Genomic DNA, 18,567 nt, shown 5'->3' with positions numbered 1-18,567 from the left:
AGATTGGTCTACTGGCCGGGCGCCGATCGAGGCCGGTTGGTCGCGCGCCGAACGAGCGCCAAGGATGGACTGTCGAAGCATTGCGTTCCGGCGCAGACGCGGACCATGGCGGACGTGGGCGCGTTGGCCGTGGGCAGCAACGCGTCGCCGCAGTAGCCGGCAACGGCGGTCTCCTCGTCCTGGCTGCTGACGGCGGGGCACTGGCTGACCGTCTGCTTCGCCACCAGCACTGTGTCGGACGCGGGGTTTCGCAATTGCCAGCTGTCGGGCGGCCCCGTGTCATAGGCATAGGGCAGGCGCCAACTCACCAGCCATTCCCCTTGCGGCGTCACGCTCGATTGCAGCAGGATCGTCGGGGGACGCGGCACCGGCAGCAGCACGGTGACCCGGGTCGAATCGCTGGCCACGCACTGGTTGGCACTGCAAAGATTGATCCGCAGGTCATGCGCCTGCGCGCTGGGCGACTCGATGCGAATGACACCGGACTGGACCGCACGGTCCGAGGGCGCAAACCTGCGTGATTCGACGACCACGGCATCGTTGTCGAGCAACTGCCAGTACTGCCCCGGCTGCCCCCACCACAGGTTCCACCGCACTTCCAGCGGCCCGCCGGTATTGACCGAAGGCATGGACTCGATCTGCGGCTTGCCGGGCGAGGACTTGTCCTCACCACCCACCCAGGTCACGGCATCGTACCTGGCGCACAGTGGCTCATTGCCGGTGCCGGTACTGCACAGGTTGATCATCAGTTCATGCCGCCCGGGGACCAGTTTCAGGGTGTAGACGCCGCTCTGCATCGCCAAGGTCCTCACGCTGAAGGACGGCCCCTCCAGCCCGCTGTTGCTGGCGATCGCGCGCTGCGTGAATTGCCGGCCGCGGTAGCGCAATTGACCGTTGTCCCAGATCTCCCAGTACTGCACAGGAATTCCGTAATTCAGGTCCCAGCCGATGTCCACGGAGCCGGTGTCCGAGGTCGCCGGGATCGGGTCGAATCCCGGCGTGTTCGGGCGATTGATGGTCGTATTTGAAAAGCTCTCGGGTGAAAGAGGAATGCCCGGCAACGGCTGGATGGAAGGATCGTTGGCCACAGGCGGCGGCGGAAGGGGAACGGGTGTGCACGCCAGCAGACCGCTTTCGTCCGGCTGGCATGCGACATCGGCGGCCTGCTCCGCTTCGTCTCGCGTTACGCGGATCTGCGCGCCGGCAATAAGCGGTAAAAACAGGAAGAGCGCGTTGCAGAAACTTTTATTCATGGAGGTAACTTCGCATCTGCGACGACATGGTTATTCCGGCTTGGGGTCTCAAATAATTCGTCACGTATATTAATTAAAATACTCGGACGAGAATCATTCTCGCTATTGCGGTTATTTGAACGAACTCGAATGTGAAAATGTGTAAATATATCTTCGACAACACTCTGAACAATATCCCCGCAGCGAAGTCTCGAGCCAAATGACCCTAATTGCATGTCAGGCAATGGGCCATTAATACTTTGGAATTAATAGACGCATCCGGCCTAATTGGCTGATATGAATCCGGCCCGGCCGCTTGGGCCGCCTGCCAGCAGAAGCAATGCACATTGCGCGCCCCCGCGGAGAACCCGCGCACCGACAGCCGCCCCATTTGGTATTGAGACGTGCCCGACATTTTTCAGGCGCCGCTCATCAAGCCTGTCAAACCCCAATTGAGTCAGGGCTTTTGTCAGAGAGTCCGGCCCGAATTCAGCGCCTAGGGGCGCGTGTAAACGCCTCGTCGGCAGGGTCTTTGCGGTTACATATTTCGTTTACAGGGTCACCCGAAGCGCTAACCATACGTCCCGCTCAAGACTGGAAAGAATCATGCATTCATTCAAAGTTCGATCGGCGACTGCAATTGCACTATTAGCAACAGCCGCCGCGACTTGGTCTGCAACGCCGTGGCAGGAGGGCGCCACGTACAAAGTGGGAGACGTGGTGACTTATAACGGCCGTGATTACGCGGCCATTCAAGCGCACACGGCCTACATCGGAGCGAATTGGACACCGTCGGGCACGCCGACCCTGTGGCGTGAACTCGGCGCCGCCGCGCCGGCGCCGGCACCCGCTCCCGCACCTCCAGCGCCGGCACCGGCACCCGTTCCAGTACCTCCCCCGCCGCCACCGGCGCCTGCACCTGTTCCAATACCTCCACCACCGCCCGCTCCGGCACCCGTTCCGGTACCGCCGCCTGCGCCGGCTCCTGCCCCCGCGCCAGCACCCGCGCCGGCGCCAGCCCCAGCCGGTTGCTTTGCGGCGTGGTCCGCATCGCAGACCTATGCCCAGCCGGGTACGCGCGTCACGCATCAAGGACGCAACTACCAGAACAAGTGGTGGACGAGTGGCGACGACCCCTCCAAGAGCGGGGCCTACGGCGCCTGGCAGGACCTCGGCGCATGCGGCGGTGCACCAGCTCCCGCGCCTGCATCCTCGCCAGTTCCACCGCCCCCCGCACCGGCGCCGGTGCCAGTCCCGCCGCCGCCGCCGCCTGCGCCTGCGCCTGCGCCTGTCCCCGTGCCGCCACCACCGCCCGCGCCAGCGCCAGCGCCCGCACCGGCACCGGCTCCCGTCCCGGCACCCGCACCTGGCGCGTCCAACAAGCCGCAGGTGACCTTTATTGCCGCGCCTACCGGCTATCCGACTTCAGCGCAATTCACAGCGACGGAGACCGATCTCGGCAAGAGCGTGTCGGCCACCGACCCGGGCGTGCTAGACCGGATTCGCGCGGCTTTGAGAACCTTGCCGGACCAGCAAGTCGATGCCATTGCAGCAGGCGCGGCAGCCAATCCGGACAACGTCAAGCGTGTCGAACGCCTGCTGCCCGCGGCCAAGTTCGACGAGATGTTCCCCGTCCGGAACATCAAATACACCTATCTCAACCTGCTGAAAGGCATTGGCAAATTCCCGGCGTACTGCGCGACCTACTCCGATGGACGCGATTCCGATGCGATCTGCAAGAAATTGCTCGTCACATCCTTCGCCCATTTCGTGCAGGAGACCGGCGCCAATTGGCCATCCCTGACGCCAGCCACCGCACGCGGATACCCCGACCAGAACAATGCCGTGCTGGCCACGATGCCCCAAGGCACGGCCATACCGTCGCATCACCAGGGACTCTGGTACCTGCGCGAGTCCGGCTACCAGGAAGGTTCCGCGGTCGGGTCTTACCAGGACTGCTATACCGGCCAGGGAAGCACGATCTTCTCGGTCTTCTACGCCTGCGGATTCAATTCACAAGGCGCGACGCTGGATTATTTCGGGCGAGGCTCCAAACAACTCTCCTGGAATTACAACTTCGGGCCATTCAGCAAGGCTGTCTACGGCGACCCGGCCGTCCTCCTTGACGATCCCGGAAGAGTCGCGGACACCTGGTTGAATTTCGCTTCGGCCGTCTGGTTCGCGGTCACGCCGCAATCTCCCAAGCCATCCATGATCTGGGTCGTCGACGGCACCTGGAAACCCAATACGGTGGACGTGGCCAACAACATGACGCCCGGATTTGGTGCAACGGTTCACATCATCAACGGCGGCATCGAATGCGGCGGCGGAACCGAGCGGCAGCAAGTGATCAACCGCATTGCCGCCTATCGCGCATTGGCCGGTGAAATGGGCGTCGTCATTCCTGCGGATGAACAGGTGGGATGCGCCAACATGAAGGGCTTCCAGCCCGGCTCGGCCGCGGTCACAAAGGTCTACCTCGACAAGGGATGGAATTACAACCCGAGCAACCCGGGTGGCGTCAGTTGGTCCTGCCAATTGGTGGATTACCAAATGCCTTTCTCCTTGGTCAATCCCGGCGATTACCAACTCTGCGTCAATTACATGTTCCGCGGCCAGGTCTTCTGGAAGGGCAACATGGTCATCGACAACACCAAACAATAACCTGCGCTGCGGTCACACGCCGGCAAATGACACGAAGGAGAAGGATCCGCCAAGACTCGAATTCATCGCCAATCAGATGCACTGGAAAATTAAACCATCCTAATTTATGCAACAGTGCAACCCACTATCTATTTTGAGGGTGAAAATAATGCGTTCATTCAAAGTTAGATCAACAATAGCGGTTGCATTGTTAATGACTGCGGCTTCCGGCTGGGCGGCCACGCCATGGCGCGAAGGTTCGAACTACCAGGTCGGCGATGTCGTGACCTACAACGGGCGCGACTATGCGGCGATCCAGGCGCATACGGCGTACGTCGGCGCGGGCTGGACGCCCTCCACCACGCCCACACTGTGGCGGGAAATCGCCGGAGCGCCTGCGCCATCGCCGGCCCCGGCGCCAGCACCCGTGCCCGTCCCGCCACCTCCCCCCGCTCCCGCGCCGGCCCCTGTCCCGGTTCCGCCACCACCTCCGGCGCCAGTCCCGCCCCCGCCTCCCGCGCCGGCACCCGCACCTGCTCCGGCGCCCGCACCTACCGCCTGTTTCCCGGCATGGTCGCCGACGCAGGCTTACGCAACGGCTGGCACGCGGGTCACGCACCAAGGACGCAACTACCAGAACAAGTGGTGGACCAGCGGTGACGATCCTTCGGCAAGCGGCGCCTATGGTGCGTGGCAAGACCTGGGCGCTTGCAGCGGTGGGCCGGCACCCGCTCCCGCTCCCGCGCCAGCGCCCGTCCCGGTGCCGCCACCACCTGCACCGGCGCCGGCCCCCGTTCCGGTTCCACCACCCCCGCCTGCGCCGGCACCTGCGCCAGTTCCGGTGCCACCGCCACCGCCCGCACCGGCGCCTGCGCCTGTGCCGGTTCCACCACCGCCGCCGGCGCCGGCACCCGCCCCCGTCCCGGTGCCACCACCGCCGCCGGCGCCCGCACCCGCGCCCGTGCCGGTTCCGCCGCCACCTCCAGCGCCGGCACCCGCACCCGCACCCGCACCGGCCCCAGCGCCTGCTCCCGCCCCGGCGCCAGCCGCCGGTGGCCCGGAAGTCGGCGCCTATTTCGCCCAGTGGGGCATCTATGGCCGCGGCTACCAGGTCAAGACCATCGACACCAGCGGCTCGGCCGCCAAGATGACCTTCCTGAACTACGCGTTCGGCAACATCTACAAGGACTCCGACGGTTCCTATCGCTGCAAGGCGGGCGTCAACCAGCTGGAGGCCGGCGCGACCGACCCGAACGCACCCGGCGCCGGCAACGGCGGGGATGCCTGGGCGGACTACCAGAAGGGCTTCACCGGCACGGACACGATCGACGGCGTGGCCGACGCCTGGGGTTGGCCGCAATGGGACGACCCGCGCAACGGCAAGTCCGGTCCGCTCAAGGGCAACTTCAACCAGTTGAAGAAGCTCAAGGCCAAGTACCCCAACATCAAGATGATCATCTCGTTGGGTGGCTGGACCTGGTCCAAGCACTTCGGCGCCCTGGCGACGACCGATGCCATGCGCAAGACCCTCGTCTCGTCCTGCATCGACGTCTACATCGACGGCAACCTGCCCTTCGACACCGCCTCCAACGCGGGTGGTCCGGGCGTGCTGGCCGGCGTGTTCGACGGCATCGACATCGACTGGGAATTCCCCGGCGGTGGCGGCCAGCCCTACAACGTCGTCGATGCGAACGACAAGCAGAACTACACGCTGCTGCTGCAGGAATTCCGCCGGCAACTGGACACCAAGGGATCCCAGACTGGCAAGAAGTACCTGCTGACCGTCGCCATCAGCGCGGGCAAGGACAAGATCGACAAGACCGACCCGGCCAACTACAGCAAGGTGCTGGACTGGATCAACATCATGGCCTACGACTACCACGGCGGCTTTGAATCGACCGGGCCGACGGACTTCCAGGCCAACCTGTACCAGGATCCGGCCAGCCCGAATTCCAAGGACCCGGTGCTGTCGACCTACAACACGGACAACGCCGTGAAGCTGCTCCGGGCAGCCGGCGTGCCAGCCCAGAAGATCATCATCGGCATCCCGTTCTATGGCCGCGGATGGACTGGCGTGGGCAACACCAACAACGGCCTCTACCAGAAGGCCGCGAAGCCTGCGGCGGGAACCTACGAGGCCGGCATCGAGGACTACAAGGTGCTCAAGAACGCGCCCGGCACGGTCTACACGAACCAGGCCGCAAAGCAGACCTGGAAGTACGACGGCAGCACCTTCTGGAGCTACGACACGCCCGCCGACGTGCAGACCAAGGTGGACTACGCCAAGCAGAACGGTTTGGGCGGCGTGTTCTCCTGGTCGCTCGATGGCGACCTCAATGGCGAACTCATGAACGTCATGAGCAACATGAGGAAGTAGCGGCGCCGCACCCGTCGGCGTCGCGAGGCGCCGACGGGCCTGTCGCGCATGCGGTGAGCAAGGCCCGCATGCGATCGACCACCTTTCTTGCACAAGTTCGGCCGGGAGTTTCCCGATGGGTTTCATGCAAACAGCGCCACCGTTCGACGACCTGTCGTTTCAGGGCCCAGATGAAACTCATCCATCGCAGACCCCGCCATGGGCTGCGCCGAAGGCAGGACGCGGACGACAGGTCCGCGCTTGCCGCTGCTTCCCAGCCAGGGATCCCCATGCGCCACGCTGCGCGACAGCCGGGTCGGCACCGCCTGTCGCGCGCGAATGCATGAAGCGCATTTGATTTCCCCACTCACAGATGGATTGGAAAATCGGAAATGACAAACCGCTTGCGCAAATCCGGCTTCACGCTCCTGGAACTGCTGGTTGTCCTCTTGATCATTGCGTTGCTGGCCGGGTACGTCGGACCGCGCCTGTTTGGCGAAGTGGACAAGGCCAAGATCAAGGCCGCGGCCAGCCAGATGAAAACCCTCAGCGATGCGATGGACCACTATCGCCTCGATGTCGGCTCGTACCCCACCACCGAACAGGGCACCAAGGCGTTGGTCGCCAAGCCCGACGGCGCCGGCAACAAGTGGCAAGGCCCCTACCTGGCGAAGGATGTCCCGCTGGACCCCTGGGACCATCCCTATGTCTACAGGAAGCCCGGAAAAGCCGGAAAGGAATACGACCTGATCAGCCTGGGCGCAGACGGAAAAGAAGGTGGGAGTGGAATAGACGCGGACATCGAATACTGACGTTGGCAAACCGCGATGCGCTACAAGGTCAAGGTCCTGGCCCAAGGGCAATTGCAAGAGCGCGATGTCGATGCGCCCGATGAAAACGACCTGCGCCGCCAGGTTGTCGCGCAGGGCCTGCAACTGGTGGGGTGGAAAGCGCAGAAGCAGTTTTCCCTGCGCAAGACCGAATTTGGAATTTCCCTCTTCACGCAGGAATTGATCGCCCTGCTGGAAGCGGGCTTGACGCTGGTGGAAGGCGTCGAGACGCTCAAGGACAAGAGCGCGCACGACACCAATCGGATCGTGCTGGGGCGCATCGAGGAAGGCTTGTACCAGGGGTTGACCTTTTCCCGGGTGCTGTCGCAAATGCCGGAATATTTTCCACCCCTGTATATCGCAACGGTCAGTTCCGCGGAGCAGACCGGGCACTTGGCCGACGCGCTCAAGCGCTACCACCATTACGACAGCCGCTTGGGCATCGTCAAGAAAAAGGTCATGTCGGCCATGATCTACCCGCTGGTGATCATTTCGACGGGGGCGGGCATCATCCTGTTCCTTCTGTTCTGGGTGATTCCGAAATTCAGCCAGATCTATGCGTCGATGAAGAATATTCCGTTCAGCGCGGAAGTCATGCTGTGGTGGGGAGAACTGGTCCAGGCGCACGGCATGGTGATGTTCATCGGCATTGTCGGAACGATCGCGGGTATTGTTTTCTTCCTGCGGACCGAAGCGGTGCGCGAGAAGATCAAGGAAGTTTTCTGGCGCCTGCCGCGCCTGGGTGAATACCAGCGCATTTTTGCCCTCACGCGCTTCTACCGCACCACCAGCCTGCTGCTGGCCGGCGGCGTTTCGGTCGTGGGCGCGATGGAAATGGCCGAGCAACTGCTCGCGCCCAAGATGCGAGTCCAGATGGCGAAGGCACTGACCGATATCAGGTCCGGCCAGTCCGTGTCGGCCACCTTGCCGCGCTACGGCATGACCACCTCGGTCTCCGAGCGCCTGCTGCGGGTGGGCGAGGAAGGAGGCGACTTGTCCGCCATGTTCGAGCGCTCCGCCCAGTTCTGCGACGAGGAGGTGGACCGCGCCATCGACCTCGTCACCAAGTTGGTCGAACCCATCCTGATGCTCGTCGTGGGCGCGCTGGTGGGTGTGATCGTCTTTCTTTTGTACATGCCGATTTTCCAATTGGCCGGGAATGTCTGACCATGGACACCACAAAGATGCCGCTGAACCTGGATTTGATCCAGAGAATGCGCGAAGGCAAATCGGAAGAGCAGAGCCTGTCGCAACGCCTGCAAGCCAACCTGCACCTGGACGACGAGAAATACGTCGATTCGGTCGCGCAATTCCTAGGCTTGCCGGTGATCGAGCGCGAGCGCATGGACATGGGCAAGCCGCGCTATGACCTCGTGTCTTACGCGGAAGCGATCGCGCGCCAATGCGTGCTGCTGGAATTCACGGATGGTGATCGCGTACTCGTGTATGGCGAGCCCTTTGACGTGGTCACGCGCAACTGGGTCACGCAACGGCTGCAAATTGAATACCGCAGCGCGGTCGCACATTACGAGACCGTCAAATCCTATTTGCAGCAGTTCGAATCGTCCCATCGAACGATGGAGCAGATTTCAGGCTCCGGGAACATCGAAGCCGGCGAAGTCAATGCCATCGAGATCTCGCTGGCCAGCATCGCCCACGATACGAATCCGGTGATCAAGTTCATCAATTCGACGCTTTACGACGCGCTCAAGTCCAAGGCGTCGGACATTCACATGGAGAGCACCCCCAACGGGATGGAGGTGAAGTATCGGATCGACGGCGTGCTGCTGCACGTCGGCGGCGCCAATGGGACGGATACCGCAGAGCAGGCCATCTCGCGCATCAAGGTGCTGGCCGATCTCGACATTTCCGAGCGGCGAATTCCGCAGGACGGTCGTTTCAAGGTCCTGATGAACCAGCGGGACATCGATTTCCGCATTTCGATCATGCCGTCCATCCACGGCGAGGACGCCGTGCTGCGCGTGCTCGACAAGCAGGCCGGCGGCACCATGACGCAATTGCGCCTGGACGGCCTCGGCCACGAGCCGGACAACGTGGAAGCCATCCGCAAACTGGCCAATGAACCGTACGGCCTGCTGCTGGTGACGGGCCCCACCGGCTCCGGCAAATCGACCACGCTCTACGCCATCCTCTCGGAAATCAATACGGGCGAAGAAAAGATCATCACCATTGAAGACCCTGTCGAATTCCAGCTCGGCGGCGTCCTGCAGATTCCGGTCAACGACAAGAAGGGCCTGACCTTCGCCCGCGGCCTGCGCTCCATCCTGCGGCACGACCCCGACAAGATCCTGGTCGGCGAAATCCGCGACGGCGAGACCGCCGGCATCGCGGTGCAGGCCGCACAAACAGGCCACCTCGTGCTCACCAGCGTGCATGCCAACGACTGCTTCTCCGTGCTGGATCGCTTCCTGCACATGGGCGTGGAACCGCACAGCTTCGTGGATGCGCTGATCGGCGTGGTGGCGCAGCGCCTGATCCGCAAGATCTGCCCGCATTGCATCACCGACGACGACGTGGATGCAGAGTTGCTGCGCCTTTCCGGCCTGACGCCGGAGGACGTGGCGGACTGGACATTCCGCAAGGGCGCGGGCTGCCAGGTGTGCCGCAACACGGGCTTCCTCGGCCGGCGCGCCATTGCCGAAGTGCTGCGCCTCAACGACGACCTGAAGCAGGCACTGATCCGCCGCGCCCCGCCCAGCGAAATGAAGGCGCTGGCCCGCAGCAGCGGCTACATGTCGATGCGGCGCATGGCGTTGCGGCAGGTCGCACGCGGCGAAACCACCCTGCAGGAGGTCAATCGTGCCACCTTTGTGGATTGACCACTCACTCTGGATCCTGAACGGCCATCTGCGCCTGCTGAGCACGGTGCGCTGGTCGAAGGCGCCCGGGCAGGAGCAATTCATCGAGATCGACAACACCGTGGACGACATCGTCCTGAGGCTGCAGGAAGTCCTGCTGCAAGCACCCCATGGCCCCTTGCGAATGGACGGCCTCGAGGTCCACGTCGGCTCCCCGTGGATCAAGTACGACATCGTTCCCTGGCAGGAAGGCCTGCGCAAGCCTGGGGACTGGGCGGATTACGCCAGGATCATCATGGGCCAGCATTTCGACACGGACGCCATGGGCTGGCACGTCACCGTGTCGGAAGGCGACTATGGCGAATCCCGCGTGGCCGCCTCCATCGACGAGGTCCTGTACCAGGCCATCCTCTCCTTCGCCAAGTCGCAGCGCCTTCAGATACGAGCCTTCGACACCGCGCTGTTCGCCACGGCCAACATGTTCGCGGACAAGCTGGTCGCACCCGAATTCGCATTGGTGGTGCTCGAGCAGAAGCACACCAGCTATGCCTTCCATCGCGACGGCGTGTGGCAAGGCGTGGGCTCCTTCCCCATGCGCAGCGAGCAGCCTGACGGCAGCCAACTCGCGGCGCTGCTGCGCGATGCGGCGATGTTGAGCAGCAATCCCCTGCCAAAACAGGTCTATCTGAGCAGCTACAGCCGGATGCCGAGGGAATTGCAAAGCATGGCGGGGTTCACGCCGAGCTGGCTGGGCTTGAGCTTTCCGCAGGAAATCACGGCCAGGTAGTTTCAGCCATGAAATTCAAGCCAATTCACCTGGATTTTTGCAAGAAGGCGAGGCCCTTCCCTTGGCTCGGCGCGGCCTTGCTGGTGATCGGCGGGCTGGCATTGGTCTGGCAGGCCCATCGCGAAGAAAACATCAGCTACCGCAAGGACCAGGTCGACATGCGCGCCGACAGGCTGGCGGAGCGCGCCAGGGATCTGGACCCCGAGGGCCAGGCCCCCGCCGAGCCCGGCACCGAAGAGGTCGTGGCCGCGATCGTGGCCAAGCAGCAGGAGGCGCCGACGGTGGGCCTGCGCCTGCTGGAAAAGACGTGGTCGCGGGAAATCGCCTATTTGCGGGTCGACGTGGAAACGCTGGAGCGAAGCGTCAAGATCGAATTCGAGGCCAAGCAGCGCGAAAACATCCTCGCCCTGGTCGACACCATTTCAAAACAGCCCGAGGTCGACCGAGTCACGCTGGTCCGGCAGACCGCCAAGGTCACCGACCCCTTCCTCCCAAGCCAAGCGCAAGTCGAATTCTGGTGGAAGGAAACCCCGCCATGAAAAAGATGCCGGAAAGCGGACGCCTGTTGTGGCAGATGGCAAAACTGCCGGCATTGACCGGGCTTTACGGCATTGTGGGCATCGTGATGGTGGTGCTGGCGCTGGTGTCATTCTTCGACAAGCAACGCCCGGTCGAGCGTGATCTCGATGCGCGCGAAATCGAACTGGCGCAGAAGGAACTGGACCTGGCAAGGCGCGCCAAGGAATTGGCCGAACCGCCGGATGCCAATGCGCCACTGCCCCGCAGCGTGGTGCGTACGGAAGAAACCTACACCACCTTCCTGCGCGCCGGCGTGCGCCTTGCCGCGCAAAACCATTTGAAGGGCACGCAGATCGAATACCGCACCCTGTCCGAAGCGGGCGGACGGCTGGTCCGCTATGGCGTGCAATTCCCGGTCGTCGGCACCTATCCGGACCTGCGCAATTTCGTGATTCAGATCAGCCAGATTCCCGGCGTCCGGATCGAGCACATGGAATTCACCCGCACGCAGATCGGCGATACCGAGGTCTCCGCGCAGATCCAGCTGAGCTATCTGACCCAGGTCAAGAAGCCATGAAAGTGTCGCGGCCCATCCTGATCCTCGCCATCCTGGCGATCCTCTCCGCCTTGTATTTGGCCTGGCGCGACCGCACCGAAGACAACACGGTCCAGGTCGCCATTCGCCGGCCCGTGACGCCCGCTCCCGCTCAACGAGGGGGCCCGGCCGGGGAAGACCAAGGCGCTACGCCGGCACAGCCGGTGGAAATCAATCTCTTCGGCCCGCAAACCTGGGCGCCACCGCCTCCCCCGCCGCCTCCACCACCCACACCCGAACAAATTGCAGAAGAAATCCGGAGAAATCCGCCAAGACCTCCGCCATTGCCATTCCAGGTCGTCTCGATCTGGCGCCAATCAGGCACCACCTACATCGGAATTACCGCCAATGGCCAGGACGTGATCGTTTGCCAGAAATGCACGCTGCCCGGCAGCATCCGGCGCGGCGATACGCTGCTTCACAACTACCGGCTCGACCAGATCAGCGACAGAAGCCTGGTGTTTACCTTCCTGCCTCTAAAGATAAAACAAGAACTGCCAATAGGGGACATGCCGTGAACAGATTGCTGACCTCGATCGTGACGTCGATCATGCTGACCGCCTGTGCCAATTACGGCATGAAATCGGCCAGCGACCAGGCGCTTGCACAGCCCAGCCCGCAGCAGGCGTTGATCGAAATGCGCGACAGGTTGGCGGCCAATCCGCTGGATATCGACACCCGGACCGCCTACAACGTCATGCTCAACAACTACACCAACAGGTTGTTGAACGAGGGTGCGGCCGCCCTGCAATCGGGCGATACCGACCTGGCGGCGGCGCGCTACGAGCAGGTGCTTTCCTGGGATGCGCAGAACGCCCGCGCGCAGGAAGGCCTGCGCCTCGCGGGCATGGGACGGCGCCACGAGATGATGCTGCGCTACGCCACCAGCATCCAGGACAGCCGTCCAGAGCAGGCCCTCACGATCCTGCGCGACCTGCTCAATGAAAATCCGCGCAATATCCTGGCCATCCAATTGCGCACCACGATCGAGGGGCGGTTGACCCGAGACGTCAACCTGCGTCCGTCCATCGGCGAAGAAATGAAAAAGACGGTCGCCATGCAATTCCGCGACATGCCGATCGTCAACATGATCGATTTCATTTCCCGCATCACCGGCGTGAATTTCATCTTCGACCGCGATGTGCAAAAAGCGGCCACCACCACCATATTTGCGCGCAGCACCACCGCCGAGGACGCATTGAATCTGGTCCTGCTCACCAATCAATTGGACAAGAAGGTATTGAACGACAACACCATCCTGATTTATCCAAAGCGCCCGGACAAGGACCGCGACTACAAGGACCTGGTCATGCGCACCTTCTATCTCAACAACGCCGACCCGAAACAGGTCGTCGCGATGATCAAGCAGATGACCAAAACCAAGGACGTCTACATCGACGAGCGCCTGGGCATGCTGGTCCTGCGCGACACGCCGGAAGTCGTCGCGGTGGTCGAACGACTCATCACCGCGCAGGACCTGCCCCAGTCCGAAGTCCAGTTCGACGCGATGGTGCTGGAGGTCAACGGCTCCGACATCCTGAACATGGGTGTCCGCTACCCTGACACCGTCGGCTTCACGGTGGGCGGCATCACCGAAAACGGAATCTTCACACCCGGCCAGATCACCCTGCGCGACCTGAACAACATCAACAAGGGCAACGTGCTGGTCAATCTCGGCGATCCGACCATCTCGGTGAACCTGGCGCACAGCACCACCTTCGGCAACATCCTGTCGAACCCCAACATCCGCGTGAAGAACCGGGAAAAGGCCAAGATCCTGATCGGTGACCGCTTGCCGGTGGTCACCACGACCAATTCCAACGGCGTCGTCAGCGAAACGATCAACTACCAGGACGTCGGCCTGACGCTGAACGTGGAACCCTCCATCGGCCAGGATGGCAGCGTGGGGGTGAAGATCCAGCTGGAAGTCTCCAACGTCACCAGCACGATCCGCACGCAAACCGGCCTGCTCGCCTACCAGATCGGCACCCGCCGCGCGGAAACCAACATGAACGTGAACGACGGGCAGACGCAGGTGCTGGCCGGTCTCCTGTCGCGCACCACGCAACGCAGCAGCCAGGCCATTCCGGGTATCGGCGACCTGCCGGTGCTGGACCGGATCTTCGGCAACAGGGGCGACACCGCCAACAAGACCGAACTGGTGCTGCTGCTCACGCCGCACATCGTGCGCAACACGCCGATCCCCGGCTCGGACATCACCAATTTCGCGAGCGGCACCGAAGGCAGCATCTCGATGACGCCGACGATGCTGCGCACCCAGGGCGGGCTTTCCGTCACCGCTTCGCCCGGCGGCGCGCCCGGCCAGCCACCGCCTCCGGGGCCGCCGCCCCAGGCGCAACCACCCGGTCCGCCGCCACAGGGCGGCGGCTTCGGCAGAAGGTGACCCGCTTGCCTGCGGCACATCGCGGAATTCGTGACGAGGGCACCATGCGCAAGGCTTCGGGCTTCACGCTCATCGAACTGATCGTCACGCTGACCATCCTCGCGGTGCTGTCGACGGTGGCGCTGCCGCTCTCGCAGATCGCGACGACCCGCAGCCGCGAGCAGGACCTGCGTCGCGCCTTGTGGCAGATCCGCGGCGGCATCGATGCCTACAAGAAGGCCTACGACGACGGCAAGCTGCCGAAGACGCTGGATTCCTCCGGTTATCCGCCCAAGCTCGGCGTACTGATCGAAGGCGTGCGCGACGCCACGGATTCCACCGGACGCCGGATTTACTTCTTGCGCCGCATTCCCCGGGATCCATTCTGCGATTGCCCCAGTCGCAGCAACGAGCAAACCTGGGGGTTGCGCAGCTACTCCAGCCCTCCGGACGCTCCGCAGGAAGGGCGCGATGTGTTCGACGTGTATTCGATGTCCAAGGGACTCGCGGTAGACGGGACCTCCTATGCAGACTGGTAAGCGTCCACGGGCGGGATGGCGGCAACGCGCCTTCACGCTGATCGAACTGCTGGTGGTGCTGGCCATCATGGCGACCCTGCTGACGCTGGTCGTGCCACGCTATTTCCAGCACACCGATCGCGCCGCGGAAACCGTGCTCAAGCACAACCTCATCGCCATGCGCGACTCCATCGACAAGTTCCGCGCCGACAACAACCGCTACCCCGCCAACCTGGAAGAGCTCGTGACCAAGCGCTACCTGCGGGAGATTCCGATGGACCCGGTGGCCGGCACCAACAACGCCTGGGTCATCACCAGCCCGCCGGATGGCACGCCGGGTGTGTACGACGTGAAAAGCTCGGCCAAGGACAAGGACCATGACGGCAAGCTGTTCACGGAGTATTAGGGAGGGCCGCAGCAGGTCCACCTTGCGGCGCACGTTCTCTCGCATGCACGAGCGGGGGCAGGTCCCGCGGCTGCGCAAGGCGCAGCGCGGCTTCACCCTCATCTGGGCCTTGATGACAGTCTTCATCCTGGGCATCTACCTGGGCGAGGTCGGCACGCTGTGGGGTACGGAAATCGCCCGGGACAAGGAGGAAGTCCTGCTGCACCAGGGCGACGAAATCCGCGAGGCGATCCGCCGATACATGGAAGCAGGCGGCGCCGCCGGCGGCATGCAATACCCGCGCAAGCTCGACGACCTGGTCAAGGACCCGCGCGTCCCCTTCGAGCGACGCTTCCTGCGAAAGGCCTACAAGGACCCGATGACCGGCAAGGACTGGTCCTATATCGGCGCGCCGGGCGGCGGCATCATGGGCGTCTACAGCAGCGCCAGCGGCACGCCCTTCAAGCAGGAGGACTTCCCGAAGGTGTACAGCTCCTTCACCAGGCAGACTTCCTATGAAGGATGGAAGTTCGCGCACTACCCTGGCAGTGCGGGGCTGCGACGCTGAATCACCCCGAATCGCCTGCGGCAAGGGTGCGAACCCGCCGGGCCGGCAAAGCCATCCCAGGCATTGACGCCGGTGGGCGTCAACCGCCGTCTATTGCAGCGTTTCCTTGAGCACTGCAGGGATGGGCAACTGCAGCACGGGAATGCCCTCCTCCGCCAGTGCCTCGGCCTGCTCGCGCGTGGCCTGGCCGCGAATGCCCCGGTCGGCGGCTTCGCCGTAATGGATCCTGCGAGCCTCGTCGGCAAAGCGTTCGCCCACGTCCTCCGTCCTTGCCATCAACTCACGCGCGGCCTTCATCCAGCGCGCCGATGCTTCTGTCGCCACCGGCTGCTCGCTCGGCTGAGATGGCGCGGGCGCGCCCAGGTTGAGGCGCGGCGCGCTCAGCAACTTGGTGATGCGGGTGTCGCTGCAAACCGGGCACTCCACCAACCCGCCGGCCAGTTGCGTCTCGAACGCTTCGTTCGACGCGAACCAGCCTTCAAAGCCGTGCCCCAAGGCGCATTGGAGGTTGAGGACCTTCATGCCACCGATTATCAGGCTCCGCCCGATCCGTCCAGGGGCTGCCAGTCGAGTGACCACGCGCCGGACTGCACGTTCTGCAGCCACAGCGTGCAGGTCAGCGTCTTGGCATCGGTCACGGTGCCGTCGCGGCACCAGCCCATCAGCTCCTCGGGCGTTGCGGTGATCACGTCGAGGAACTCGCCGTGGTCGAGCTGGCGCGCGCCCAATTCGAGCCCGCGCGCAAAGTACACATGGATGATCTCCGTCGAATAGGCCACGGCCAGGTGCATCGCCCCGGCATGCGCCCACTCACGTGCGCGGTAGCCCGTCTCTTCCAGCAGCTCGCGCTGGCCGCACAGGAACGGGTCCTCGCCCGCGTCCAGCTTGCCGGCAGGAAACTCCGTCATCACATGGCCGATCGGGTAGCGGAATTGCCGCTCCAGCACCACGCGCCCATCATCGAGCAAGGGCACCACCACCACGGCGCCCGGATGCACCACGTACTCGCGCGTGGCGCTGTGGCCATCGGGCAGACGCACGGTGTCGCGGCGCGCGACCAGGAAATTGCCCTCGAATAGCAACTCGCTGTCCGTGGCCTCTTCTCTCAGATGTGAATCAGGCATGGCCGCCTTTGCGGTGTTTGAGCAGGTAGCGCCAGGTGAAGCCGGGGAACGCCAGCACCAGGAACATCGCGCCCGTCACGGCGTAGAACTCCCAGCCCTGCGGGGCGATCTGGCCGACACGTCGTTCGAAGAGCAGGCCGACGCCACCCGCCACGAAATACATGACGACGAGTTCCGCCAGGCGAACGGCCAGCGACTTCGCGCCCGACAGCGGGATCACCGTCAGCAGACGCTCATTGACAAAAGGAAGGTTGGCCGCGACCAGCGCCACCAGCAGGACCACCCAGACCGACGCTGCCTGCGACACAGGGTCAGGTGGCCAGCGTGGCCACGATCGCCTTTGCGCAGAGCGTCATGAGGCCGCCCGGCAGGATGCCGAGGATCAGGATCAAGGCGCCATTGATCGACAGCACCGTGCGCACATCGAAAGGCGCCGACACCGTCGTCGCCGTCACCGGCGCATCGAAGTACATGACCTTGACCACGCGCAGGTAGTAGAAGGAGCCGACCAGCGACATCATCACCGCGAACACCGCGAGTCCGATGTAGATCGGCTGGCCCGATGCAATCAGCGCCTGCAGCACCGCGAACTTGGCATCGAAGCCGACCAGCGGCGGCAGGCCCGCCAGCGAGAACATCGCGATCGCCATCACGCCGGCATAGAGCGGGCTACGCTGGTTGAGGCCGGCCAGGTCGACGATCTCCTCGCTCTCGAAACCCTCGCGCGCCAGCAGCAGGATGATGCCGAAGCTCGCCAGCGTCGTCAGCACATAGCTGATGACGTAGAACATCGAAGCGCTGTAGGCGTACTGGGCGTTGTAGGTGTTGTCGTTGACCACGCCGGCCACCAGGCCAAGCAGCAGGAAGCCCATCTGCGCGATGGTCGAGAAGGCCAGCATGCGCTTCAGGTTGCTCTGAGCGATGGCCGCCAGGTTGCCGACCAGCAGCGAAGCCACGGCCAGCACGGCCAGCATCTGCTGCCAGTCGATCGCCAGCGGCAACAGGCCTTCCACCAGCAGGCGGATGATGATCGCAAAGGCGGCCAGTTCCGGTGCGGCGCCGATCAGCAGCGTCACCGCCGTCGGAGCGCCCTGATACACGTCAGGGACCCACATGTGGAAGGGCGCGGCACCGACCTTGAAGGCCAGGCCCGAGACGATGAACACCAGGCCGAAGACCAGCACCTGGTGGTCCACCTTGCGGCTCGCGATGGCCTTGTAGACCTCGTTGATGTCCAGCGAACCCGTCGCGCCGTACAGCATCGACATGCCGTACAGCAGGAAGCCGCTGGCCATCGCGCCGAGCACGAAGTACTTCATCGCCGCTTCGCTCGCCACCGCATTGTCGCGGCGCAGCGCCACCAGGGCGTAGCTCGACAGCGTCAGCAACTCGAGGCCCAGGTAGATCATCAGGAAGTTGGCGCCCGACATCATCACGAAGATGCCGAGCAGCGCGAACATGCTGATGGTGAACATCTCGCCGCCGCGCAACATGCCGCGATCGGCCGCGTACGGGCGACCGTAGACCAGCGTCACCATCAGCGCGATGGTCGCGAAGCACTTGAGCCAGTTGCCCATCGGGTCGCTCACGACCAGGCCGCCAAAGGCGTAGGCCGTCGTTCCACCGGCCGCATTGAGGCCCGTAAGCAAGGCCACGACGGCCAGCGTCAGCGAGGTCAGCAGATAGGTGCGCGTGCGGCGCGGGCTCTTGTCGCCGATGTCGACCAGGCAAATGATGCAGGCCATGACCAGCAACACGACCTCGGGGTAGACGGGAGCCAGCCAGCTGAGTTTGTCAATCATCTCGTT

The 18,567-nt window shown here is 63.5% G+C and carries 18 protein-coding genes and 1 pseudogene; 14 read left to right on the top strand and 5 right to left on the bottom strand.

Features of this window, described 5'->3' with window-relative positions:
- Positions 1 to 8 precede the first annotated feature (8 nt).
- Positions 9 to 1,253 (bottom strand): chitinase N-terminal domain-containing protein, encoded by a 1,245-nt coding sequence (locus tag WKW79_RS12775; protein ID WP_340335522.1) that lies wholly within the window; start codon positions 1,251 to 1,253, stop codon positions 9 to 11.
- A 585-nt stretch (positions 1,254 to 1,838) separates the two neighbouring features.
- Here WKW79_RS12775 and WKW79_RS12770 point away from each other — a divergent pair.
- The 14 genes and pseudogenes from WKW79_RS12770 to WKW79_RS12705 form a co-directional block, all read left to right on the top strand.
- Positions 1,839 to 2,387: pseudogene (locus WKW79_RS12770) on the top strand (carbohydrate-binding protein); the annotation flags it as partial.
- Positions 2,388 to 2,621: 234 nt separating this feature from the next.
- On the top strand, positions 2,622 to 3,896 hold the full coding sequence (locus WKW79_RS12765; RefSeq protein ID WP_340335648.1) for a chitinase: 1,275 nt from the start codon (positions 2,622 to 2,624) through the stop codon (positions 3,894 to 3,896).
- Between the two features lie 193 nt (positions 3,897 to 4,089).
- Entirely contained in the window at positions 4,090 to 6,252 is a 2,163-nt protein-coding gene (locus WKW79_RS12760) for a glycosyl hydrolase family 18 protein (protein ID WP_340335521.1), read from the top strand.
- Between the two features lie 371 nt (positions 6,253 to 6,623).
- Positions 6,624 to 7,043 (top strand): type II secretion system major pseudopilin GspG, encoded by a 420-nt coding sequence (gene gspG / locus WKW79_RS12755; RefSeq protein ID WP_340335520.1) that lies wholly within the window; start codon positions 6,624 to 6,626, stop codon positions 7,041 to 7,043.
- Between the two features lie 15 nt (positions 7,044 to 7,058).
- Entirely contained in the window at positions 7,059 to 8,228 is a 1,170-nt protein-coding gene (locus WKW79_RS12750) for a type II secretion system F family protein (RefSeq protein WP_340335519.1), read from the top strand.
- 2 nt (positions 8,229 to 8,230) lie between these two features.
- Positions 8,231 to 9,901: a GspE/PulE family protein gene (locus tag WKW79_RS12745; RefSeq protein WP_340335518.1), complete on the top strand. Its 1,671-nt coding sequence runs from the start codon at positions 8,231 to 8,233 to the stop codon at positions 9,899 to 9,901.
- A complete protein-coding gene (locus WKW79_RS12740) occupies positions 9,882 to 10,667 on the top strand; it encodes a hypothetical protein (protein WP_340335517.1) in 786 nt (261 codons plus the stop codon). The genes WKW79_RS12745 and WKW79_RS12740 overlap by 20 nt, the downstream gene beginning before the upstream one ends.
- Before the next feature lie 77 nt (positions 10,668 to 10,744).
- Positions 10,745 to 11,206 (top strand): hypothetical protein, encoded by a 462-nt coding sequence (locus WKW79_RS12735; protein WP_340335516.1) that lies wholly within the window; start codon positions 10,745 to 10,747, stop codon positions 11,204 to 11,206.
- The gene (locus tag WKW79_RS12730) at positions 11,203 to 11,763 is read left to right on the top strand and encodes a hypothetical protein (protein WP_340335515.1); all 561 of its coding nucleotides are present in this window, start codon (positions 11,203 to 11,205) and stop codon (positions 11,761 to 11,763) included. Before WKW79_RS12735 ends, WKW79_RS12730 begins: the two co-directional genes overlap by 4 nt.
- Positions 11,760 to 12,299, top strand: coding sequence for a hypothetical protein (locus WKW79_RS12725; RefSeq protein WP_340335514.1), 540 nt, complete (start codon positions 11,760 to 11,762; stop codon positions 12,297 to 12,299). The genes WKW79_RS12730 and WKW79_RS12725 overlap by 4 nt, the downstream gene beginning before the upstream one ends.
- Positions 12,300 to 12,331: 32 nt before the next feature.
- Positions 12,332 to 14,185 (top strand): secretin N-terminal domain-containing protein, encoded by a 1,854-nt coding sequence (locus WKW79_RS12720; RefSeq protein ID WP_340335647.1) that lies wholly within the window; start codon positions 12,332 to 12,334, stop codon positions 14,183 to 14,185.
- A gap of 44 nt (positions 14,186 to 14,229) precedes the next feature.
- Entirely contained in the window at positions 14,230 to 14,703 is a 474-nt protein-coding gene (locus WKW79_RS12715) for a type II secretion system protein (RefSeq protein WP_340335513.1), read from the top strand.
- Positions 14,690 to 15,088, top strand: a complete 399-nt coding sequence (locus WKW79_RS12710; protein ID WP_340335512.1) for a type II secretion system protein — start codon at positions 14,690 to 14,692, stop codon at positions 15,086 to 15,088. Before WKW79_RS12715 ends, WKW79_RS12710 begins: the two co-directional genes overlap by 14 nt.
- A 22-nt stretch (positions 15,089 to 15,110) precedes the next feature.
- Positions 15,111 to 15,635, top strand: a complete 525-nt coding sequence (locus tag WKW79_RS12705; RefSeq protein WP_340335511.1) for a type II secretion system protein — start codon at positions 15,111 to 15,113, stop codon at positions 15,633 to 15,635.
- Positions 15,636 to 15,725: 90 nt separating this feature from the next.
- On the opposite strand, the gene WKW79_RS12700 is transcribed toward WKW79_RS12705, so the two are convergent.
- From WKW79_RS12700 to nuoN, 4 genes are read right to left on the bottom strand one after another with little or no spacing between them, the layout of a single operon-like run.
- Positions 15,726 to 16,157: a DUF1178 family protein gene (locus WKW79_RS12700; RefSeq protein WP_340335510.1), complete on the bottom strand. Its 432-nt coding sequence runs from the start codon at positions 16,155 to 16,157 to the stop codon at positions 15,726 to 15,728.
- Positions 16,158 to 16,168: 11 nt separating this feature from the next.
- Positions 16,169 to 16,759 (bottom strand): NUDIX domain-containing protein, encoded by a 591-nt coding sequence (locus WKW79_RS12695; RefSeq protein ID WP_340335509.1) that lies wholly within the window; start codon positions 16,757 to 16,759, stop codon positions 16,169 to 16,171.
- Entirely contained in the window at positions 16,752 to 17,066 is a 315-nt protein-coding gene (locus tag WKW79_RS12690; protein WP_340335508.1) for a DUF2818 family protein, read from the bottom strand. Before WKW79_RS12690 ends, WKW79_RS12695 begins: the two co-directional genes overlap by 8 nt.
- A 4-nt stretch (positions 17,067 to 17,070) precedes the next feature.
- Positions 17,071 to 18,561, bottom strand: a complete 1,491-nt coding sequence (nuoN, locus tag WKW79_RS12685; RefSeq protein ID WP_340335507.1) for an NADH-quinone oxidoreductase subunit NuoN — start codon at positions 18,559 to 18,561, stop codon at positions 17,071 to 17,073.
- Positions 18,562 to 18,567: the final 6 nt, after the last annotated feature.

The sequence above is a fragment of the Variovorax robiniae genome, from assembly GCF_037889955.1.
GTDB lineage: Bacteria > Pseudomonadota > Gammaproteobacteria > Burkholderiales > Burkholderiaceae_C > Variovorax > Variovorax robiniae.
Note: the sequence above shows the minus strand (reverse complement) of the source record. Positions and strands in the feature narration are given on the sequence as shown.